We start from the raw sequence: 20,250 nt of genomic DNA, 5'->3' as shown, positions 1-20,250 counted from the left end.
GGTGATAAAAGCACTCAGTATTGAGTGCTTTTTTACTGTAGAAAGTTAGGTTTGAGCTTTGCGCTCTAAATGAAGATTGATGTTTGCTAATGGAAAAAATAATTTGTGGGTATCTTTAGAGAAAGGGATGAATCCAAATTGTTGATAAAAATCTACCGCACTTTGATCTTTGGCATCAACAATTAATGCGTAAGCCGCAATATCCGAACGAATAATGCGTTTTAATGCGTTACCGAGTAAGGCTTTTCCTAAACCATTGCCTTTTGCTTGCTTATCAATGGCTAAGCGACCAAGTAACACCGCTGGAACACTAGGGTAACGGGGCAGTTTTTTATTAAGGTTCTCGGGGAGATCAACAAGAGGAATGCTTGCTGAGGCTAAAGTATAGTAACCTAAAATACGTTTGTTTTCATCAATGACAGCAAAGCAAGAGGCGATACGCCTTTTGATGTCTTGTGAAACCTGTTTTTGTAAATACTGATTTAACGGTGGAACGCCACAATCAAATTGATCGCGTAGATAGGCTTTATCAAATGCAGTGATTTTGATATTGGAGAGCATTATTCCCCCAATAATGAGGTGCTTAAATCAAGTGCTTCTTGCATTTTTTTATTTGGCATAGGCGGTGAAATCAATGCTTCTGCAAAACACTGCTGATCAGCGATGGAAAGGTGAATAAGTTCATTTTTTTCCACTGTTTTTTTTGCAGCCGACAGTGCTGCACTAATCACAAAATCACTTAAACTGCGTCCTTCAAGGGTTGCGGCACGCTTTAATAAGGCTTGTATCTCAGTATTAATTCTTGCTTCAAATCTCGCTGTTGCTGGCATAATGTTATCCTCTTTTTATGTGTTAATTGTACGGTGTTTGTACGGTGGGTTCAAGTGCTAAAATGAAAGGATGAAAGTATTTTTGTCGTAATGATTGACTCTTCGTAGCTTTAATTATTTTAGAATAATGCCTTCGCTGAAATCTGGTTTCTAGCTAGGTGCAAATGAATTGGTGCATTTCTCATCTTTGTCAGTTTTTTTCTGCTATTAATAAATGCTTGCCAGTTTGTTAGTGACTCAAGGTAAATGTAGTCGATAGTAGTGATAATAATTGGATTTCTTAAGGTTTCTAATTGCTTTATGATGATATTCAATTCTTGAAAGTTTGAAACATCAATACCTAAAATATCCTTGTCATTTAGATTAGGGGCTTTATTATTTAAGTCAAGTAGTGAATTAATCAAAACTACGCTTTTGATTTTTGCTATTTTGCTTAAGAGAGTTGATTTTCCTGTTGCAATTTTTCCAGAAATAATCACCAATATAGAGCTAGTGATACTATCAAGGTGTTCTTCTAAATATTTATTAAAACGAATATTAATAAGACTATTTTGAGTAAATGCCACATTCAGTTTTAAAATGTTATAGTTAATGATATCCCTCATTACCGTTTTTAATTATATTAAGTTTTATATTTTCTCCAAACCCATGTCCAAACCCATGGTACCATACTTTCACTCGTATTAAGGATTGCATCGGTCTTTTTGATAGTCGTGCTATTTTTACTCTGTTCGATGATGGCATTATGTAGCTCAATGTTAGGTTGCCGACCGCGATATTTTCGTTGCTTTCGAGCAAGGGCAATACCTTGATGTTGTCGCTCTTTACGTTTTTGATAATCGTTATAGGCAACACTGACCACGAGCTTAAAAAACATATTTTGCAGTGCTGAAAATAAATCAGACATCAAAAAGTGAGGATCAAATACGCTAGCTTGTCCCCCAATACTTTGTGAGAGGGTATTCATATCAAAGACCTCAGGAACCTGAATTTTTGCCCCTTTCGATTGTATGGCATCAATCAGCTCAAGGGCTTTTTTCGGCTCTAATCGTGTTAAACGAGCGATACTCTCAGCAATCACGACATCATTTTGTTGTAAATCCCTAATCAATCTTGCAAGTTCTGGGCGTTTTTCCCATTCCGTTGTGCCTGAAATTTTTTCACGATAAACCGCAACCACATAAAATCCTTTTTGTTTTGCGTCCTCAATCAATTTATCTTGGCGTTGTAGGTCTTGCTCTTCGGTTGAAACCCGCATATAAATTCGTGCGAACATAAAATACTCAATATACCTTCATTAAGGTCATTTTTTTATGACCCTGTTATTGAACCCCATTTTCGGTCTAAATGACGGAGGTATTTAATGGCTTTTTGCCAGTGTCATTGAGGTATACCCTAATGACGGTCACTATTTTGCAAAATATCAGCGGATTTTAGGAGAATTAATTATTTTGAAATTTCAGAGAGTTTTGGAGAGGAAAAGTCACTTAGGATAAATATACTGGAACAGGAGGAATGAAATTACATAGCAATGAGAGGTTTTATTATCATTATAACCCTTCTTTTTTCAAGTTGGGTTAATGCTCAAATTCAAGCGGGCCAAATTTGCCACGCTGATCCTGAAGTGACAGCGTATAACTATGCGGGTGTATGGGAAAAATTTGAAGATGGTTGGATTTGTAACTATTGGCAGTTTTTATCAGAAGATGAATGGGAAGAAGTGATTATAGAGGAAGAAGGAGTGGACGCAGAAATTGATGAATAAAAATAAATCCTAATTTTATGAAGTGGGGTTAAGCAAATTTCACTACAAACGAATTAAGCATTCGAAGCTGTTTGCAGTGAAATAAAATGATATCAATGGCATTGAAAAATTTGGAGTTAAGCAAAGCAGATACTCCAAAATATAGGGCAATTGGCTTTTATCCTTGAAGGAATGTCAATTTTATTTTAATTTTTCGCAGAATTTAGGCTTAATCTCCGTCAGCTCCTTTTTATATTTGCCTTCATAAAATATAGGTTGAATAGCTATTTCATCAAAAAATGCCAAAACCTCTCTCTTTCCAAGTGCAACTTTTGATGACTGAGTAGCATTCCCTTTAAGAATTTGTTTTGCCTCATCGGTGACCTCATCTAATCCAACATAGGGGGCGGAGCTGTGAGTTAAGTTTTCATCAATAATAACAAAATTATCCTTAATTCTGTGTTTGACCAACTGATTCATAAATAATTGTTGAGAACTGAGCGTAATATCAATAATGTTACGAGAAGCTTTTGTAATAACTCCTTCCCCCCAGTCAGTCAAGCCACCTTTTTTATTGGTCTTTGGATTGATGGTTTTCTTGGATGATAATGTACCAATAGACAAGATTTTGACTTGATTTATAGGGTGTTTAAAAAAGATTTCGGCTTCGTGCAATCCAATCAGACTTGGGCTATTGGCAAACAGCCCACCATCAATATATTCATTTTCTCCAATACAATGGCGTTTAAAATAAATTGGTGCTGCCGAAGTTGCTAGTGCCACATCAACAATCTTCTGTTTCCAATCTCGCTTAAACGTATCGTGATGAGCTGTTTTAAATGTGACAGGAAAGCCTGTTGTATAATCTACAGCTGGAATAACTACTGGATGTTTTAAATCTCCGATTAAAGCATCACCAAACCAATCCAACAAAATATTTTTCAAAATACCCGAATTGTATTTGGCTTTAAATATCTCGGCAAAATTTAATCGAGATTGTTTCTTAAAAATCTCTTCGCCCTTATCATCAAATATTTTGGAAATTTTTTCAGCAGGAATTTCATAAGCTAATGCCAATGCAATAATACCACCAATCGATGTACCTGTGATTAAATTAAAATAATTGGCAATACAATCATTTGGATTTTTAGTTTTTAAATGGTTTTCCAACTCTTTTAATACTTCAGCAGTATATAAACCACGATAACCACCACCAGATAATGACAGTATTTTAAAATCAGATTGATCTTGCATATTTTTCTCCACAACAAGGGCAGTTTACGTCTGCCATAATTAACATATCATTGATTTTCTCATTTTGATATTCAGAGTTGTAACGGGTTTGGTAATTATTTTTGACTATACCAGTTTCGATCCACTCCAATATCATATTAATACCCAATGAGCATGCCATCATTCCACCAGATACGGCATAGGGTGTAAATGCTGAACAAACACCAAAGCGTTGTTCTTTGTTTAAATTTCTAATTGGTAAAGTGTTTTCAAACAGTCCATTAGCAGATGTTCCTAAGCATTGAATGCAGCCACCTTGATGATTTTGCAATTTTGCATCACACCAAAAGCCTTGTACACATTCTCCATTGCCAAAAATCCACAAGTGCAATAAATTGGGACGATATTCTAATGGTATTTGTTGTACTAATTCATTGAGATATTCTTGTACTTCAATACTACCTGTTGCATCCACAATTAAGTTTACTGGATGATCTATAAAGTATTGAAAGTTATAATCACTAATATTATTAGTCTTGATGTTCAATTTTAGTGTTTGATTAAAAGTTTGCCTTTGTGCATATTCTTTAAATGCTTGGGATTTACTTTTTCCAATATATTCTACACCTAATAAATGTCGCCCAATGTTATCAATTCTTAAAATATCATTATCAATAATAGTAAATTCATTATCAATACCAGCACCGATTTTAATCAAGGAATCTGCCATATATCCACCAATTGCTCCCAACCCAACTTGAAAGACCTTTTTATTTAACAAGCCATTCTGTGATTTATCTGGTAAATTTCTTAAAACACTAGCTTTAAAATCAATTAAATTTACCGTATAAAAGACCACTTTTTGAATTAAATATTGATTATCTAAAAACGGTTTTAATAATTTATTTTGATGATCATTCCATTCAAATGATGCTCCCATTAATTTTTTTTGCCATTCAATCAATATGTTTATAGGTTTTCTCTTGTATTTCTTATTGATGCCTTTCAAATATTCTCTTAATTTTTTGTAAGCATCATTATCCCATATCTGGATAAAATCTAAAAATGACTGAGTAGTAACTTGATTATTTTTAAATAGTCCTGAAAAATTTGGGTTGCTTTTGTTATTGATTTGCAGATAGAAAATATCATTTTTACCTTTTGAGTTTAAGAAAATATAATTTTCTTTACTTTTAACAATGTGCCAAAAATAATCTTTATCATTAGTTAAGGTACTCAGTGCAATAACCATTCCTAAGAAATCCTCTGAATACTCTTGAATGTATTTATTTTTATCCAATAATTTAACAAAACAACTCGTTAAATGTTTCTCAATCGTAAGAATAAAATTGCCAAGATCATTTCTTGGTATAATTTTACTATTTTCTATGAAATAACAAACATAATACAGCTTATTATTTAAATAAGTAATTTTTATTTTTTGTAAATGAGGTATAGGCTGAACAATATGTGGGAAATCTTTCTGTAGGAGTAATAGTTGATTTTCTGTTATGTAAATTTTAGGAAAGTCCAACAATGCTGAATTAGGAAAAATTAAAAAATATTCAAATTTTGTATTTTTTACAACAATTTCTTTTTTATAACAAATGCTTTCATTGCTTAATTGGCTATTTTTAAAACCCGAAACCGAGATTGGTTCATATTGGTGATAAGACAATTTTTCAATAATTTTATTGCGATAATTCATCTTTTTTTACTACCAACTTAAAAAATACATTATTAATACAAATATTTAGCCAATCGTTGCTGTGAGCTTCACTACTACAAATCCAAAACAAGTGAATGTTTCTATCATAGTAGCTATTTTTAGGCAATTCACTCCAACTATTCAAATCTGTTTTTGATGGTTTTGGATAAATTTCTGGGTGCGTGTGCCATTCTCCCAAATAATGCCATTGATGATTGGATTGTTTATTTAATTTTTTCAATGAGTTGAAATTGTAATCAGCTGATTTTTGTGTACGAATACATAAAAACCGACTGATTTTATCAAATGGTGTAGGCGTGGTAATTGCTTTGACCCAAAAAGCATTCTCCCAAACCAGTCCAACAAGCAGCCCCAAAGATTCGGGCTGCCTGCTTGTTTTTTGACGATATGCAGTTAATTGAGTGATAATATGGTTATCTATACGCACAATAAAATCACTATCAACTGCTTGCCATTCTGTATAATCCATCAGCCTTGTCTTAATGGAACTTGTGGAGTAATTTTTGATTGTACCAATGGTTGTGTATCAAAAACGGGGGGCCGAGAAGTCTCAATCAAATTCTTATCTTGTGGTATTCTGTCACCCCACTCATTTGTGATGAAAGTTAGAACTTTGGTTTTGTCAGAATTATTTAAACCTGCCATAAAATTTTTATAAAGCTTATCAGCATCTTGACTGGCTTCAACTCTTTGTTGTTCTTTCATTCGGTTAAAATCTTCACTTTCGTGCTCTTCAATGTTTTCATAAACATCTCCATTCAAAGCATTTGGCAATTTTTCTAAAACTGATAATAATGCTAAGTCATCACGATATTGATAATATTGATAATACTTACAGGCAATAATCATCAATAAAATAGAACTTGGCTGAAAAGATTTATCTGCAAATTGCCAATCACGCCATGCTTTTAAATAGCGGCAAATTGCTCGTAATTGCTGACCGTTATTTTCAAAAGACTTTAATTTATCGGTAAACCATTTGCGAATCAGTTCGCAGTCGCTTTCTTGCCAAGTACCATCTCGTCTTGCCATATGGATCATTTGAATATTTTTATCCATTAAAGATTCTTCAGCAAATGATTTGATATTAAAATCTTCAAATACCCACTCAGAATGATTTAAACTCTCATGAATAGCAGTCGCACTTTCCAGCGATAGTTGTAATTCATTGCGTTCTTCTAAACTATCAAACATATCATCAGGAACAGCATAAAGTGGAATGTCCATATGGGCATTATTTTTGATTTTAATGCGAATACATGATGAGGGCGCAGAAGTATCTAACTGCCAATCATTATATTGACGACATAAATCTTCCACCATCAATTCTACTTGCGCAAAGTAATTTTTAGCTTGTTCGCTTGCACCATCATCAGGATTAAACCCTTCAAATGCACGAACAGGCAAATACACTCCATAATCAAAATCCATTTCTTGACCTTGTTTGGCTGGTAAATTACAAGTGCCATACGCCCATGACCCTTGAATGCGAAATTTTGGGGCAATATTAGCAATTCCTTGTTGTTCCAAAAATTCCTTGATTTGGGTCTTTAAGTGGCTTTTAACAACTTTTTTAACATCATTAAAAAAGTTTAAATCCTGTTCTGTGGGGCTAATTTTTTTCTTAAAACCAATCTCTCTGTCTACAAAAACACGATGAAGGTTATTTACATAATCGTTCATATTTCACCTATAAATAAAATGACATACTTTATGCCATATATGGGATTATCAGTGATAAATTTCAAGTCAATTAGACTCTTGATTTATGTTTCTTTTTGTAAAAAAAACACTATCTTCCTAGACGGTGTTTCCTTATCATCTCAAAGAAAATTTCATTGTGCATTTATTGTATTGGCAACATCATTAAACCAGACAATATTACGAAAACCCCAAAAGGGAAAAGGCATAAGATAAATCCCCTAAGGGATTTAAGGGTAACCTTTCCAAGGGGAAAGGTCTTTCCCGAAAAGGCCAAAGGGCTAAATGGCCCAAATGCATTTTCTAAGCATATTTCTCCATTAGCTCTATCATTGGTTTGTATCTATCTTGTTTCCGAAGGTGTTTTTTTACGCTATATACAATACCCAATTCATTATTTCCGTTCTTATAATGTACATTACCACCTTTATCTAGCATTAGTTTTAGTACGTCTAATCTATCGGGGATCCCTCCCGTCATTGCCAGCGGGATCACATTATCCTGATTAGGTATATTTGGATCTGCCTCCGCTTCCAACAATGCGATTGCTGCCTCTGCATTTTTTACTCTCATTGCGTAATGTAATGGTGTCATATCCATAGATATCTTGTGCATTTACTGGTACGCTTTTTTTATAAAAAATTCTATCGTTTCTCTGGGGGGATATGCAGGATCGAACCCCATTAAAAGCTGATGTAACCAATTCCATTTATCTTCATTTGATACCTCTAGATAATCCATACCATTTTCTTCAAACATTTTTTGAGCTTCTCTAACCTTCCCTTTTTTAAAAGGGGAAAAAATATTCAAGAGTAATTCTCTTTTTGCATCTATAACTATTTTCCTAATTTTCGTAAATTATCTCGATAATGTTTTTATATCATCTAAAAGATTAGATGCAATTTCATTTTTCGGCATCTAATTTTTACAACTTCAATTATCAAATTTCCCAACCATTTATTTCTCTTGTTTTGTTTTCTTTAAGTTTCTTAATTTTATATTCTGTAAAAACTACTTTTTTCCTCCCAAATTATATTTATAAAAAAAATAAAAAAATATAAGGAGTGGCATATAATATGGAATGAAATAAGTTATAGTTACCTTATATATTGAATTCAATATTGAGATATCTATTCTTTCAAGTTTAAAACAAACATACAAACTACTAAAAAATAACATAAACAAGGATATTTTTAATATATTAAGAATATCTTTAATTATTTCTTTCATTATTTTCCTCCTTGTTTTGACTTTCTTCAAGAGTTTTATCGATGATTTTTTGAAGTCCCTCAACAATAAATGGCTTACCTGGTACTGATGGAATCATTTCATCAAGAGCTTTTCCCTCCATACCTGAAATCGAATTTTTCCCTAAATTACTTTCTCCAGTTACCGCTTTATCAACAAGGCTGTTACCAATCACCATAGCACCTATTGGCATGTTTCCAAATAGCAATCCTTTTGATGTATCGCCTATCACACTATTAGCAGATTTATATAAATTCTCTTTTATGAGTGATTTCGGATTATTCTCTTTTGTGTAATCATAAACTTCACCACCCAATGAAGCTAATCCTGCTGCAGATCCATTCGCTATTGTGGTTTTCATTGGAGCATTTGCTGCCGCTTTAAACGACTTATCAAGATAAGATTTACTGTTCATTGTGAGTTTTTCTAACATCACTTTTAATTCACTCTCTGTAAATGCACCCAATGCAATTGCTTCATTTGAAGCCATAGATTTTGCTAATGTTTCACCTGTTGCCGTTAAAGCTTTATTCGTTGTTGAAAGGACTTTTCCGCTAAGTTTTAATCCTCCTCCAACTAATAAATCTTCCCAAATAACAGGTTCAGTAATGCCTTTTGGTGAAGTGACATAATTAATATAATCTCGATTGACAATGTCACTGCTATATTGACGTGATCGATTTCCTTCTGCAATCACGCCTAATAATTCATTTGAATAACGCTGACTTGCTGTTTTATCTAAGCCATTTAAACGTCCGATATTGCTTATGTTATTCACGTTATTTATTGAGTTTGTGTTGTTTACATCTGGATAGTTATAGTTAAGGCTACCAAACATTTTACTGTCTTGATATTGTCTTTCTGTTGCTTGGAACATATTGACTTTTTCGCTATATAAAACCATATCTGTACCATCTTTCCATTTTATGGTTTCATTTTTATCTGCTTCTGCTTTTAACGCACTATAAGCAATGCCTAAACTTTCTTTATAACCAGCAAGATTATAAATTTCGTTATCTTTTAAAACAGCATTTATTCCCAGTTTGGCGATTTTATTTTCCTTATCATCAACCATTGCTGAAGCAACCAATGTTAATCTTTCTTCCCAATAAGTATCTGTGCCGCCTTTCTCGCTAGCTAATTGTTTAGCTAATTCTTTGATTTTTTGTTGTTCACTTGGATGCAATTGTCGATTATTCCAATCCGTATTTGCTGCTGCAGTTATTGAGCTCACATTGCCATTACCCACAGCCGCACCAATGGCTAAGCCAGCTGTGGCATTAACAACCGCTTTGCCTGCTTTGCCAAATTTAGCCTCTGTAGTTTCACCCAGTTTTTCAATAGCTGGTGCAGCAAGGGAGGTGGTGCCAGCCGCAGCTGCACCACTGACATTGCCGGTGAGTAATCCCCCAGCTGCCGCGTGTAATGCTGCTCTGCCTACACCGCCTTCTTTCCAAAGGTTATAGCGTGTTTGGTTTTCATTAAGATAATCGGTTAATTGGGTGAGTTCACCTTGTAGTTTCGCACGTTCTTCAGGATTGGTGCTGTTAGATAACGCCTTTTCAACCTGCGATTTGCGGGCAGATAAAACTTCATAATTTTGTACCGCACCTAATTGTTCTGAAGCCCAAGCAATACCTTGTGCGGCGACTGGGGCAAAGTTTTTGGTTACGTCTTGTTGAATGGCTAATTCTTTACTTAACGCCTCTTTATCAAAGTTATTTTCAATCGCCCCAGCATTCGCTTGGGCATTCTCTGTAGTAATCCCCGTTTTGATATCTTTCAGCGTTTCTTCAACAGATTTGCCTGTCAGTGATTGCTGTGCTTTTTCATCACGGATATGAAGATTGGTGGTGTTTATGCCACTTTTTGTTAGGCTAGATTGGCTGTCTTTTTCATAACCAAAGCCAATGCCTTGATTGACTCGACTTGCCCGCGAACCATCTTCATTTAGGATAATATTGTCATCCTTATCTCTGACCTGACGACCATCCCAACCCCCGTTAATATCGGCTTGAACACCTCCACCAAAAGCACTTCCGCTGTAATTTGAATGGTTTTGAATATCAGAATAGGAGAGTGTGCCTGTTTCAAAACGGTTTTTACCCTCTGCTTCCGCCTGTGCGGTGGAGGTGATTAAACCACCTTTAAAATCCGTATGATTCCGTACATCAATGTGATAACCCTCATCACCAGCAAATAACCCTGATTGTTCTTGTACACTGGCATAATCAGCGTTCATTTTTGAACGGTTGAAGCTGGCTGAGTCAGAGAAGCCATAACCAACAGTGACTTGACCACTTACATTCATTTATTGTAGATATCAAATTTTGTTGATACTTTTCCAGCTATTTTAGTCACATTATTTATAGCTGCGTAAATATTCAGTAAATAAACTGATGTGCCAAGATTATCAATTGTAATCTTATTTTTTATCCTCATTATTCTTTATTATTTTTCTTTGCTAACCCCAAAAAAGACCATAATTTGCCAAGAATTAGATATGCAAAAGTCAAAAATATAGCTTTTGGGATTGCTCTATAAAATATATTTACATCAAAAAAAAATGAATTATTAAATAAATAATCAATTATCTTCAAAAGAAAATAAATAATAATTAATGAAGTATAAAAGTAGACGTAAAATAAAAAAAATGGTTTTATATAGCTCTTTATGAAGTTAAACATTATTTTTTGTCCTTGTTTTCTTTATATAAATCAGTATTCTCTATAACTCCACCAAGTAGTGAACTTCCTAGTAGGATAGGGAGTTTTGCTTTTCCCCCAGCATTCCCTATGCTTACGGCTTTATAAGCTACTATTGTTCCAGCATCTTTTTTTAATATGTCAGAAACTATTTCTTGATCTGTTTTACTACTATCATTTGCGGATACAATGCCTTGATACATTGTTCCTAAAGATAATTGAGTACTTAAATTCCTTCCCGCCAAAACACCAGAATATATATAATTCATCGCCGTTCCTTCAGGTGTAGCATTACCATTGTAAATATCAAACCCTGTGGATACTGTCCCGCCTACAATAGCTTCTGTGGCATTTGGATGTGCAGCTGCCCATTTACTGACTGAATTTAATGTACTTCTTGCACCATTAATACCCTTTGTCAATATTTCACTATTTTTTAGCCCAGAAGCAGAATGAGAGATCACATTACTCCCCGTTCTCAACGCATTCCCGCCATGCCACATTAATGGTAAGCCATAAACCGCTTCTGCTGTCTCAGGAGAGATTCCTGTCATCTGGCTTAATAATTTCGAACCATAGGTAGAATAGTTTCTCCCTGTTAATAGACTGTTTACTCCAGCATTTGCTTGGTCAACACCATATGATGTACCGATTGCGCCTAATGCCGCAGCACCTCCACAAGCTAGCCCTGAACTGCCTGCACAAGCTGTAATTGCTGAGGCAGTTGAACTAGCACTAATTAACGCACCACCAGTTGCTTGCAAAGCTCCGCCAATTCGTGTACTCACACCATAGGTTTCATTAGTTTTTGAAGTTTTATCAAGCAATTTATCACTCATACCGTAAGTAAATAACGAATGGGGTACAGACATTGTTTCATCTGACGGTGGTAAACCAACTACCATTTCTTTGAGAACTTTTTGCTGTTTTAATAAGGCTCTTTCTTCCGCATAAGCCTCACTACTACCGAGTTTTTCTAAATTTTTGGCTTGTTCATAGATTGGATTTTCTTCTGATAACTGAGCAGAACAATGAACTAAGGCACAAGCCGCAATCGTTAAACGTTGCTCTTTTTCTTTATCACCTTGTGATAATTCCTTAATTCGTTTCATTTCATCTGGATGCAGCTGTCTGTTATTCCAATCCGTATTCGCTGCTGCACTCATCGCACCCACATTGCCATTGCCTACGGCTGCACCAATGGCTAAGCCTGCTGTGGCATTAACAACCGCTTTGCCTGCTTTCCCAAATTGAGATTCGGCTTTATCACCGAGTTTTTCAATCACTGGAGCTGCAAGGGACGTTGTGCCAGATGCTGCGGCACCGCTAACATTCCCCGTTAATAACCCACCTGCGGCAGCGTGTAATGCCGCTCTGCCTACACCGCCTTCTTTCCAAAGGTTGTAGCGGGTTTGGTTTTCATTAAGATAATCGGTTAATTGGGTGAGTTCACCTTGTAGTTTCGCACGTTCTTCAGGATTGGTGCTGTTAGATAACGCCTTTTCAACCTGCGATTTGCGGGCAGATAAAACTTCATAATTTTGTACCGCACCTAATTGTTCTGAAGCCCAAGCGATACCTTGTGCGGCGACTGGGGCAAAGTTTTTGGTTACGTCTTGTTGAATGGCTAATTCTTTACTTAACGCCTCTTTATCAAAGTTATTTTCAATCGCCCCAGCATTCGCTTGGGCATTCTCTGTAGTAATCCCCGTTTTGATATCTTTCAGCGTTTCTTCAACAGATTTGCCTGTCAGTGATTGCTGTGCTTTTTCATCACGGATATGAAGATTGGTGGTGTTTATGCCACTTTTTGTTAGGCTAGATTGGCTGTCTTTTTCATAACCAAAGCCAATGCCTTGATTGACTCGACTTGCCCGCGAACCATCTTCATTTAGGATAATATTGTCATCCTTATCTCTGACCTGACGGCCATCCCAACCCCCGTTAATATCGGCTTGAACACCTGCACCAAAAGCAGTTCCGCTGTAATTTGAATGGTTTTGAATATCAGAATAGGAGAGTGTGCCTGTTTCAAAACGGTTTTTACCCTCTGCTTCCGCCTGTGCGGTGGAGGTGATTAAACCACCTTTAAAATCCGTATGATTCCGTACATCAATGTGATAACCCTCATCACCAGCAAATAACCCCGATTGTTCTTGCACACTGGCATAATCAGCGTTCATTTTAGATTGGTTGAAACTAGCGGAACCAGAGAAACCATAACCAACAGTCACTTGACCACTCACATTCATCTGTTTGCCCTCATAACGCATCGTATCTTGCAGGCTTTCAATGTTAAGGTTTTCCGCATCAACCGTAATGCCGTTGCCTCGCACTTGAGCGCCACGAAGGGTAGCATTCCCACCGCTTTGAATGACCGTTTGGCTATTTTTATCGCCAATATGACTCGTTCGCCACGTTGTTTCATCGCCATTGCCGTAGCCTTTGCCATAATTACCGCCTGCGGTAATCCCAAAGGCAAAACCATCAGAGCCATAACTCACCGCTACACCTGCATTAAACCCACTGGATTTATTTTTGCTGCGTTCTTGGTGGGTTTGTTTGGCTGCGAGAAAATTCACTTCATCTTCAGCAAGGAAGGAGGTACCTTGTTTGCCCGATACATCGGACCCTACAATGTTAATGTCTGATTCTTTGCCTGCCCCGGTGGCTTGGATAGTCACTTTCCCACCTGCATTGACTTCACTGCCCGTTGTACTGTTGCCTTGGGTATCAGTGGTTTGCACATTTTTTTGCTCGCCATAGGTAATAGATACGCTGGCATTCATCGCCCCTTGAGCCAGATTGCCATTCGCCATTTGGCTTAAGGTTTGCCCCGCTTTCATTAAGCCTTGCCCTGCTCGATAGGCACTCCAAGCGGTATTAGCCGTTGCCATCGCATTCACTCGGTTATTTTTGCTTTCACCTATTTGTTTAGCTTGTTCCGCTACAGCAATGACATTTTGCACTGCTTGCACCACAGGAATATTTACCGCAATGGTGAAGCCTTTTTGTTCCATGGTATGTTTATAATGGCTGTCATATTTGTCATCGGTTGCCAAAATATCGGCTTTTTTCGAACCGATATTCACATCACCCTCAAGGGAAGAGACCGTACTACCTTGTTGACGATAATGTTCTTGGGCGAGTAGAGTTGTGTTTCCTTTCAGGCTTCCCACTTGACTGCCTGTGGCATAATATTTCGTTTGGTCATTTTCTGTGGTGTCTTTTTTGCTTCCTACGGTAAAACCAATACCACCGCCTGAGCCTATTAGACCTGATTTTTGTTTACTATAAAAATCTTCTGAATAAACACGGTTTTCTGCTTCTTGAATCCTTATATTCTTGGCTTTGGCAATAAGATTATTTTCCGCTACAACAGAAGAACCTTGTATCGTGAGATTTCCCTTATTTGTATTAAAGGTAACATTTTTGCCATCAATGATTGAGCCTTCGGCTAAATCATTATTGTGTGCGTGTTTACGGATAATGGTGGTTTTGCTTAAGAATCCACTTGTTGTCCCTTTTGAGCCTGAAGAAAGTTGCTCTTTATTACGTCCTTCTTCAATGCGAATATCGCTGTTTGAGGACAGATTTACATCACCGTTTTCGCTATGGATTTCTCCTTGGTGAACGACAGTGCCCTGTTCACTTGCAAGGGTGATATTGCCTCCTCCATTCAGTTGAGAGCCTACTTCTTGTTGTTGATTTAGACGATAGTAATTATCCGCATCCGCATTGTAATCCGTTTTATTTTTTGTAGTGATGGTGCCAATATCAATCTGTTTGGCTTGAACAAGCATTTCACCTGCACTATTGAGTACAGCACCTTTAGTGGTAACGCCTTGCGGGCTGTAAATAAACAATTTGCCAGTTTTATCTTTGACATTAATGCTGGCGAGATTATCTAAATTAGTGCGCTCAAATTCATTACCAAACCTATCTTGATAGGCTCGACTACTTGTTGTACTTGCGATTTCAACCCCTGTTTTGCCAACTAATGTAGCACGACTTAATGCTTCAATTTTACCGCCCAGATTGACTAATTTTTGTTCTGTGAATAAATTAACGGAATCCCCCAAAACAAGCCCTTGGTTATTGATATTCTTGGCTGAAAGTGCAGTCAGATTTCGCCCGGCAATGGTTCCCGTGTTGGTAATATCGCCATTGAGGCTTCCTACAATTTCTCTTGCTGAAATTAACGCCCCTTGTGAACTCACATCAAGGTTACGGGAAACAAGGTAAACTTGTGGGGTGAGAACAGTCAGCTTTTTACCACTTGGTAGGGTGATTTCTTTATTCACAAACCATACCATATCTGAGGTTAGCTCTGCCATTTGATCCGCCGTTAATCCTACACCGGGGATAAGATTAAATTTTTGGGCATAATAAATACCGCTATCCATTAAGGCTTTGTATTGCTCATAATCCGTTTGGTGATTGTCTAAAAAGCGTCGTCCAGTAAGTTGATTAATTTGTTCGTTTACCAAGCGTTGTTCATAATAACCATCACCTAATCGTTTCTGTACATTTTCGTGATCGTAACGCAATACGTTAAACATATAATCAGAGCTGAGCCATTGTTTACGGTCAGTAAAGCGTGGATCGGTTTCCACTAAATAGCCATTCGGGGCATCATGGTTGATTTGATAAAGGCTTGCTTGTGGAAGACGAATATCCACTAAATGGGTTTTAATGGTTGGTATTCGGTCATTTCCTAATTGTTCTGGGTAGTGGGCAACAACCTGACCAGAAATAATTTCATTCTGTGCCGTTGTTGATACATTTTTTAATGCAATGTCCGTACTTTCTGCTTGAGAAGCAATGTTTACGCCAGAGCCATTAACTGGGGAACCAATATCATTTAATACCAAGTTGAAATTGAAATGCTCCGTTGGGTGAACATCTTCATACTTTAGACCATTATGATGGTAATGATAGTAACGCGTTTTTCTTTTTTTCTTTCTGATACGGTATTCAATACGATAAGTCCCCTCATCATGGCGATCGATATCACCAATTAAATCTTCATTAATCAGAGTAGACGTTCCAGAAGAGAGATTATCGCGTAGATTTTGTGTAATCACTTTATCATCAAGAAACAACCGATCACCGATTAACAGTTGACTGTATTGGTTATGAAGATTTTTCCCAGATAGATACAATGAACCACCAATAAGAATTTTACCTGGATCGCTGTGTTCTAGTGTTGTTGTTTCCGTTGTACGGTTATACCACCAAGAATACCAACCAAAACCCGACACTTTTTTGCCGTTATTTAGGCGAAAGTAGGAATGTTGATCACTGCTTCCATTATTAACATAATATACGCCATCATAAATTTTCCCATTTGTATTGGCTCGATAGCGAGTACTACTATTTCCCAAAGCGTGTTCTTCAAAATATTCTTTCTCTGTTTGAATACCCGTTTTGATATGTAAATCATGGTTAAATAATCTTTCAGTACGAATATCCCCATTACCCAATGCCTCAATGGTTGCACTGCCATTGTCGATTAAAGTCGCTTTGCCCGTTGCTTGATTATGCTCATCAAGCTCACTACCAATAGATAAATTTCCAAGGCTTAATATGAGACTATGATCTTTATTCACTAAAGTATGGATACCGAGATCGAGCGTTTCTCGAGCGGCTATCGTTGCTGATTTATCACCCTCATTTAAATTATTTAATTGATTGGCTTGAATAGCGAGGTGATTACCATAAATTTTACCCGTACCTAGATTATTCAATATTCCCGTTTTAATTATATTTTCAGTACCATCAATGAGCCCATAGTTTGTCACTGTATTGGTATTAATTAATGTCCGTTTTGATGAAATCTCAGCCTCTTTATTGTTCAGGAGATTTTGGGCTGTAACCATTGCTTGGTTTCCAACAATTAAAGGGGAATTATTGACAAAGCTCCCCGCTGTGCTGAAGGTGAGATTATTTCCAATTTGGAATGCGTGATTTAAGGTAAAATCATCTGTTAATTGGATAACTGCATTCCCAGCTGTTTTAATGGTTCCTTCATTAAGTAAGGTTTTCGCCGTTATATTGAGCTGTCGCCCTGCCTCCATCAGCCCATCTTGATTATCAATAACCAGTTGGTGCTGTGGGGATAAAATAGAGACCGTGTCCCCACCTAAAATCTCACCATGTTGATTATTGAGCATTTGTTCAACCTGTGCGGAAAGATTTTCAATGACATAAATCCCCCCATTCTGATTATTTAATTGGGAAATATTGAGTTGAAGCCGTTTTCCTTGCAGCCCCTGTGTTGGTGTTGTTTGTGTGGCTTTTGTTTGTTGATTATGGAATTGTTGGGCATTCACCGTTAATTGATTATCCGCACCAATCAAGGAACCTTGAGCAGATAAGGTTCGATTATCAACTTCTGTTGCAGCTACACTGACATTCCCACCCCAGATTGTGCCTTCTTTATTATCAACTTCTAGAGCTTGAATTATTGTATTTTGTTGTCCGTTGATATTTCCTTTGGTATTGAGGAGAGATTTTGTATTAACTGTTAAATTTTGCCCTGTTGCGATACGCCCTTCGGTATTATTTAATTGAGAGATTTGGTCTAGTAATACTTTCCCTAATCCAATAATACCTTGATTAGCTTGCTGGGTAAAACGGTTATCTAATGACGAAGAATGCGTATTAACTGTAAGATGTGCATCACCGCGTAATAACCCTTGTTGATTATTGATTTTTCCAGTATTTAACACAGCACGTTTAGCAAAAATTTGTCCTTGCTGGTTATTGAGCGATGCTTGTTGTGTATCAAGCATCAATATATCTTTGCTACCCACTGTACCTAAAACGTTGTTAATGGCGTTTGAAACTAAAGCTAACGTGTTATTCGTAAAAATTGTGCCATTCTCATTATTGAGCTTGCCGGTGTTGAGGTTTGCCTCAGAGCCGATTATTGTGCCTTTCGCATTATTTAACGGATTCGTATTTATGTTCAGTCTTTTATCCGTACCAATAAAGCCATTAGTATTATCAATTTGGTGGCTATTAATGGACAAATCACCTAATGCAATGAGCCCCTTGGTATTATCATCAGTATGGGTATTTTTATTCGATATCTCACCATTTTTTGTATTGATAGTGGCATTACCAATGCTTTGAATTAGTCCATTGTCATTGGTTAAATCTCCGCTTTCTATATTTAGATTATCTCCAGCAAAAACTAACCCTTGTGTAGAATTAAATTGATTTTTAACACGAAGCGTAAATTGCTTACCCGAAATAAAACGTCCAGCGGTATTATCCACGTTATCAGCGTCAAGGGTAAAATTTCCTCCTACACTTAAGGTGCCACCTTGATGGGAAATCGTATTAGCATTTAAGCGAAAATCCTCTGTGCCAAACTGCTGCCATTGTGCATTCTGCATATTTAAATCTTTTTGCGTTGTTTGAATACGCTGTGCAGTCAGCTGACTATGTTCAGTAGAAAGGGTTTGTGGCGTAAAAATTGTCAATTTTTCCACCGCACTTAACTGACTATGATTGGCTGTGACATCACCATTATTGGCGTGGAGAGAAATCCCATAAGCATTATTTTTGCTGTGATCTAAATTAATTGCTTGAGCCGATACATTAAGTTTACCAGAGGCAACCTGTTGCCCAGCCAGTTGAGCGATATTTTCCGATTGAATATCAATAGTTGCCTCTTGTGCAGATTGTGAGGCTAATTGGTGGGTTTCCTTATTCTCTGCATTCGTGGTGATCACACCGGCAGCAATAATTGATTCTGGCGTTGCGTTAATGTTAGCGGCTTGGTAATGAATGTCTCTTCGTGCTAAGGTTGTCCCCGTTTGGCTTAAGGTATTTTTTGTTTTTGCCTTGATAGCACCTTGGCGAGCAATAAGTTGCCCATCTTGTTTGATACCCGTATTTGAATGTAATTCAATATGTTGCGTTTTTGTTTCAATACGCCCTGTATTTTCAATGTCGAGTTGACTTTTGGCACTGAGTTGTTGAGCGGCGCTGAGTATCCCTTTATTGACAATTTTCCCTTGTGAGTCAATCACTAAATTCTCCGCGCTCGCCCCAATATGCCCTGCATTACGAACGCCTAGCCCTTGTTCTGTGCCGACAAGATGAATTTTTCCTGCATACATCCCACCAAGTTCACTCACATCTAAGGCAAAGTGCGGTGCGTTTTCACTGAGATTTTGGCTATCTATGCGGGTAATTTGTAGTTCACTATCGGCATTGGCAATCTCCGTTTGTTTGATGGTGTTTTTTCCTGTTACCACGTTGAGCTTTTTGCCTGCCCAAATGCCCGCATTGATTTCTGCTTCTTGAGCAAGGATATCTGTATAATCTACACGGCTGTTATCTAAGCCTCGACCACTGACTTTCATTTTGCCTTTTTCGACCTGAAAACCTGTTACACGTCCCTCTTCAATTATCGGTTTGCCGGTGGTCATTGTGGAACGGGTGGCGTTAATCGTACCACAACCATCGCAGTGTAGCCCATTTGGGTTGGCGATAATTACTTCTGCTTTTTTCCCTGCCACTTCAAGATAACCCTTCAGTTCGCTTGGATTTGTGGAGGTGACTTCATTGAGAATGACTTTGGCTTCACCACGAGCAAGGTAGGGGTTGCCTTGTATTAACCCAGCTTGTTGAGTTTGTGTGACCTTGTGGCTGTTATTAAGAATCGCCCCTTTTTTATCCACGTTAAAATCTTGGTATTTATTATGGGAAAGCCCTTTGCTATTTGGGGTTTGAATATTGACTTGTGGCAATCCATTCGCAGTTTGCAACACAATGGGTTGCTGATTTTTAGGGGCATTAGGATCGGCTTTGATAATTAAGGTTTCTGCAAATGCCGAAGGGGAAAAGACAAAACCCAATGCACAGAATAAACAAAAGGTGAGCGGTTTTAATGTGGCAAAAATCGGCAAAAAACGTACCGCACTTTGTTTTTGAGGCATTTCACTTTTTGCTTTACCTTCGGTTTTTGCTAGTTCTGAAACCACGATAAGACGTTGCAGCGTTTTGCTAAAAATGACACGGAAGTGATGTTTATTCATAAGA

13 protein-coding genes are annotated in these 20,250 nt (G+C 37.1%); 1 reads left to right on the top strand and 12 read right to left on the bottom strand.

Translation table 11 applies throughout. From position 1 onward, the window contains the following. Window positions 1-45: 45 nt before the first annotated feature. The 4 genes from L4F92_RS07285 to L4F92_RS07270 form a co-directional block, all read right to left on the bottom strand. Window positions 46-561 (bottom strand): GNAT family N-acetyltransferase, encoded by a 516-nt coding sequence (locus L4F92_RS07285; RefSeq protein WP_250363230.1) that lies wholly within the window; start codon window positions 559-561, stop codon window positions 46-48. Further along, window positions 561-830 (bottom strand): type II toxin-antitoxin system TacA family antitoxin, encoded by a 270-nt coding sequence (locus L4F92_RS07280; RefSeq protein ID WP_250363229.1) that lies wholly within the window; start codon window positions 828-830, stop codon window positions 561-563. The genes L4F92_RS07285 and L4F92_RS07280 overlap by 1 nt, the downstream gene beginning before the upstream one ends. Window positions 831-949: 119 nt before the next feature. After that, entirely contained in the window at window positions 950-1,435 is a 486-nt protein-coding gene (locus L4F92_RS07275; RefSeq protein ID WP_250363228.1) for a hypothetical protein, read from the bottom strand. 17 nt (window positions 1,436-1,452) lie between these two features. After that, window positions 1,453-2,106 (bottom strand): recombinase family protein, encoded by a 654-nt coding sequence (locus tag L4F92_RS07270; protein WP_250363227.1) that lies wholly within the window; start codon window positions 2,104-2,106, stop codon window positions 1,453-1,455. 348 nt (window positions 2,107-2,454) lie between these two features. On the opposite strand from L4F92_RS07270, the gene L4F92_RS07265 reads away from it, so the two are divergent. Further along, on the top strand, window positions 2,455-2,595 hold the full coding sequence (locus tag L4F92_RS07265) for a hypothetical protein (protein ID WP_250363226.1): 141 nt from the start codon (window positions 2,455-2,457) through the stop codon (window positions 2,593-2,595). Between the two features lie 180 nt (window positions 2,596-2,775). Here L4F92_RS07265 and L4F92_RS07260 read toward each other — a convergent pair whose 3' ends face one another. The 8 genes from L4F92_RS07260 to L4F92_RS07225 all read right to left on the bottom strand — a co-directional run bounded on the left by L4F92_RS07260 (window position 2,776) and on the right by L4F92_RS07225 (window position 20,246). Next, window positions 2,776-3,828: a CBASS cGAMP-activated phospholipase gene (locus tag L4F92_RS07260; RefSeq protein ID WP_250363225.1), complete on the bottom strand. Its 1,053-nt coding sequence runs from the start codon at window positions 3,826-3,828 to the stop codon at window positions 2,776-2,778. Then, window positions 3,812-5,515, bottom strand: a complete 1,704-nt coding sequence (locus L4F92_RS07255; protein WP_250363224.1) for a ThiF family adenylyltransferase — start codon at window positions 5,513-5,515, stop codon at window positions 3,812-3,814. The genes L4F92_RS07260 and L4F92_RS07255 overlap by 17 nt, the downstream gene beginning before the upstream one ends. Beyond that, a complete protein-coding gene (locus L4F92_RS07250) occupies window positions 5,499-6,005 on the bottom strand; it encodes a Mov34/MPN/PAD-1 family protein (RefSeq protein WP_250363223.1) in 507 nt (168 codons plus the stop codon). The genes L4F92_RS07255 and L4F92_RS07250 overlap by 17 nt, the downstream gene beginning before the upstream one ends. Beyond that, window positions 6,005-7,219 (bottom strand): CBASS cGAMP synthase, encoded by a 1,215-nt coding sequence (locus L4F92_RS07245; RefSeq protein WP_250363222.1) that lies wholly within the window; start codon window positions 7,217-7,219, stop codon window positions 6,005-6,007. The genes L4F92_RS07250 and L4F92_RS07245 overlap by 1 nt, the downstream gene beginning before the upstream one ends. A gap of 321 nt (window positions 7,220-7,540) precedes the next feature. Then, window positions 7,541-7,837, bottom strand: coding sequence for an ankyrin repeat domain-containing protein (locus L4F92_RS07240; protein ID WP_250363221.1), 297 nt, complete (start codon window positions 7,835-7,837; stop codon window positions 7,541-7,543). Window positions 7,838-7,852: 15 nt separating this feature from the next. Next, window positions 7,853-7,996: a hypothetical protein gene (locus tag L4F92_RS07235; RefSeq protein ID WP_250363220.1), complete on the bottom strand. Its 144-nt coding sequence runs from the start codon at window positions 7,994-7,996 to the stop codon at window positions 7,853-7,855. A 454-nt stretch (window positions 7,997-8,450) separates the two neighbouring features. Beyond that, complete coding sequence (locus tag L4F92_RS07230; protein WP_250363219.1) at window positions 8,451-10,796, bottom strand: hypothetical protein; 2,346 nt, start codon at window positions 10,794-10,796, stop codon at window positions 8,451-8,453. Window positions 10,797-11,171: 375 nt separating this feature from the next. Further along, window positions 11,172-20,246 carry a two-partner secretion domain-containing protein gene (locus tag L4F92_RS07225; RefSeq protein WP_250363218.1) on the bottom strand — a complete coding sequence of 3,025 codons (9,075 nt, stop codon included), beginning with the start codon at window positions 20,244-20,246 and terminating at the stop codon, window positions 11,172-11,174. Window positions 20,247-20,250 lie beyond the last annotated feature (4 nt).

Source organism: Avibacterium sp. 21-595 (genome assembly GCF_023611905.1).
In the GTDB taxonomy this organism is placed as follows: Bacteria; Pseudomonadota; Gammaproteobacteria; order Enterobacterales; family Pasteurellaceae; genus Avibacterium.
This window is presented reverse-complemented; position numbering and strand designations above follow the sequence as displayed.

Coding starts and splice junctions, on each gene's coding strand:
- L4F92_RS07275 (WP_250363228.1), bottom strand. CDS start 1,435: ATGAGGGATATCATTAACTATAACATTTTAAAACTGAATGTGGCATTT.
- L4F92_RS07255 (WP_250363224.1), bottom strand. CDS start 5,515: ATGAATTATCGCAATAAAATTATTGAAAAATTGTCTTATCACCAATAT.
- L4F92_RS07225 (WP_250363218.1), bottom strand. CDS start 20,246: ATGAATAAACATCACTTCCGTGTCATTTTTAGCAAAACGCTGCAACGT.
- L4F92_RS07240 (WP_250363221.1), bottom strand. CDS start 7,837: ATGGATATGACACCATTACATTACGCAATGAGAGTAAAAAATGCAGAG.
- L4F92_RS07235 (WP_250363220.1), bottom strand. CDS start 7,996: ATGTTTGAAGAAAATGGTATGGATTATCTAGAGGTATCAAATGAAGAT.
- L4F92_RS07285 (WP_250363230.1), bottom strand. CDS start 561: ATGCTCTCCAATATCAAAATCACTGCATTTGATAAAGCCTATCTACGC.
- L4F92_RS07280 (WP_250363229.1), bottom strand. CDS start 830: ATGCCAGCAACAGCGAGATTTGAAGCAAGAATTAATACTGAGATACAA.
- L4F92_RS07230 (WP_250363219.1), bottom strand. CDS start 10,796: ATGAATGTAAGTGGTCAAGTCACTGTTGGTTATGGCTTCTCTGACTCA.
- L4F92_RS07250 (WP_250363223.1), bottom strand. CDS start 6,005: ATGGATTATACAGAATGGCAAGCAGTTGATAGTGATTTTATTGTGCGT.
- L4F92_RS07245 (WP_250363222.1), bottom strand. CDS start 7,219: ATGAACGATTATGTAAATAACCTTCATCGTGTTTTTGTAGACAGAGAG.
- L4F92_RS07270 (WP_250363227.1), bottom strand. CDS start 2,106: ATGTTCGCACGAATTTATATGCGGGTTTCAACCGAAGAGCAAGACCTA.
- L4F92_RS07260 (WP_250363225.1), bottom strand. CDS start 3,828: ATGCAAGATCAATCTGATTTTAAAATACTGTCATTATCTGGTGGTGGT.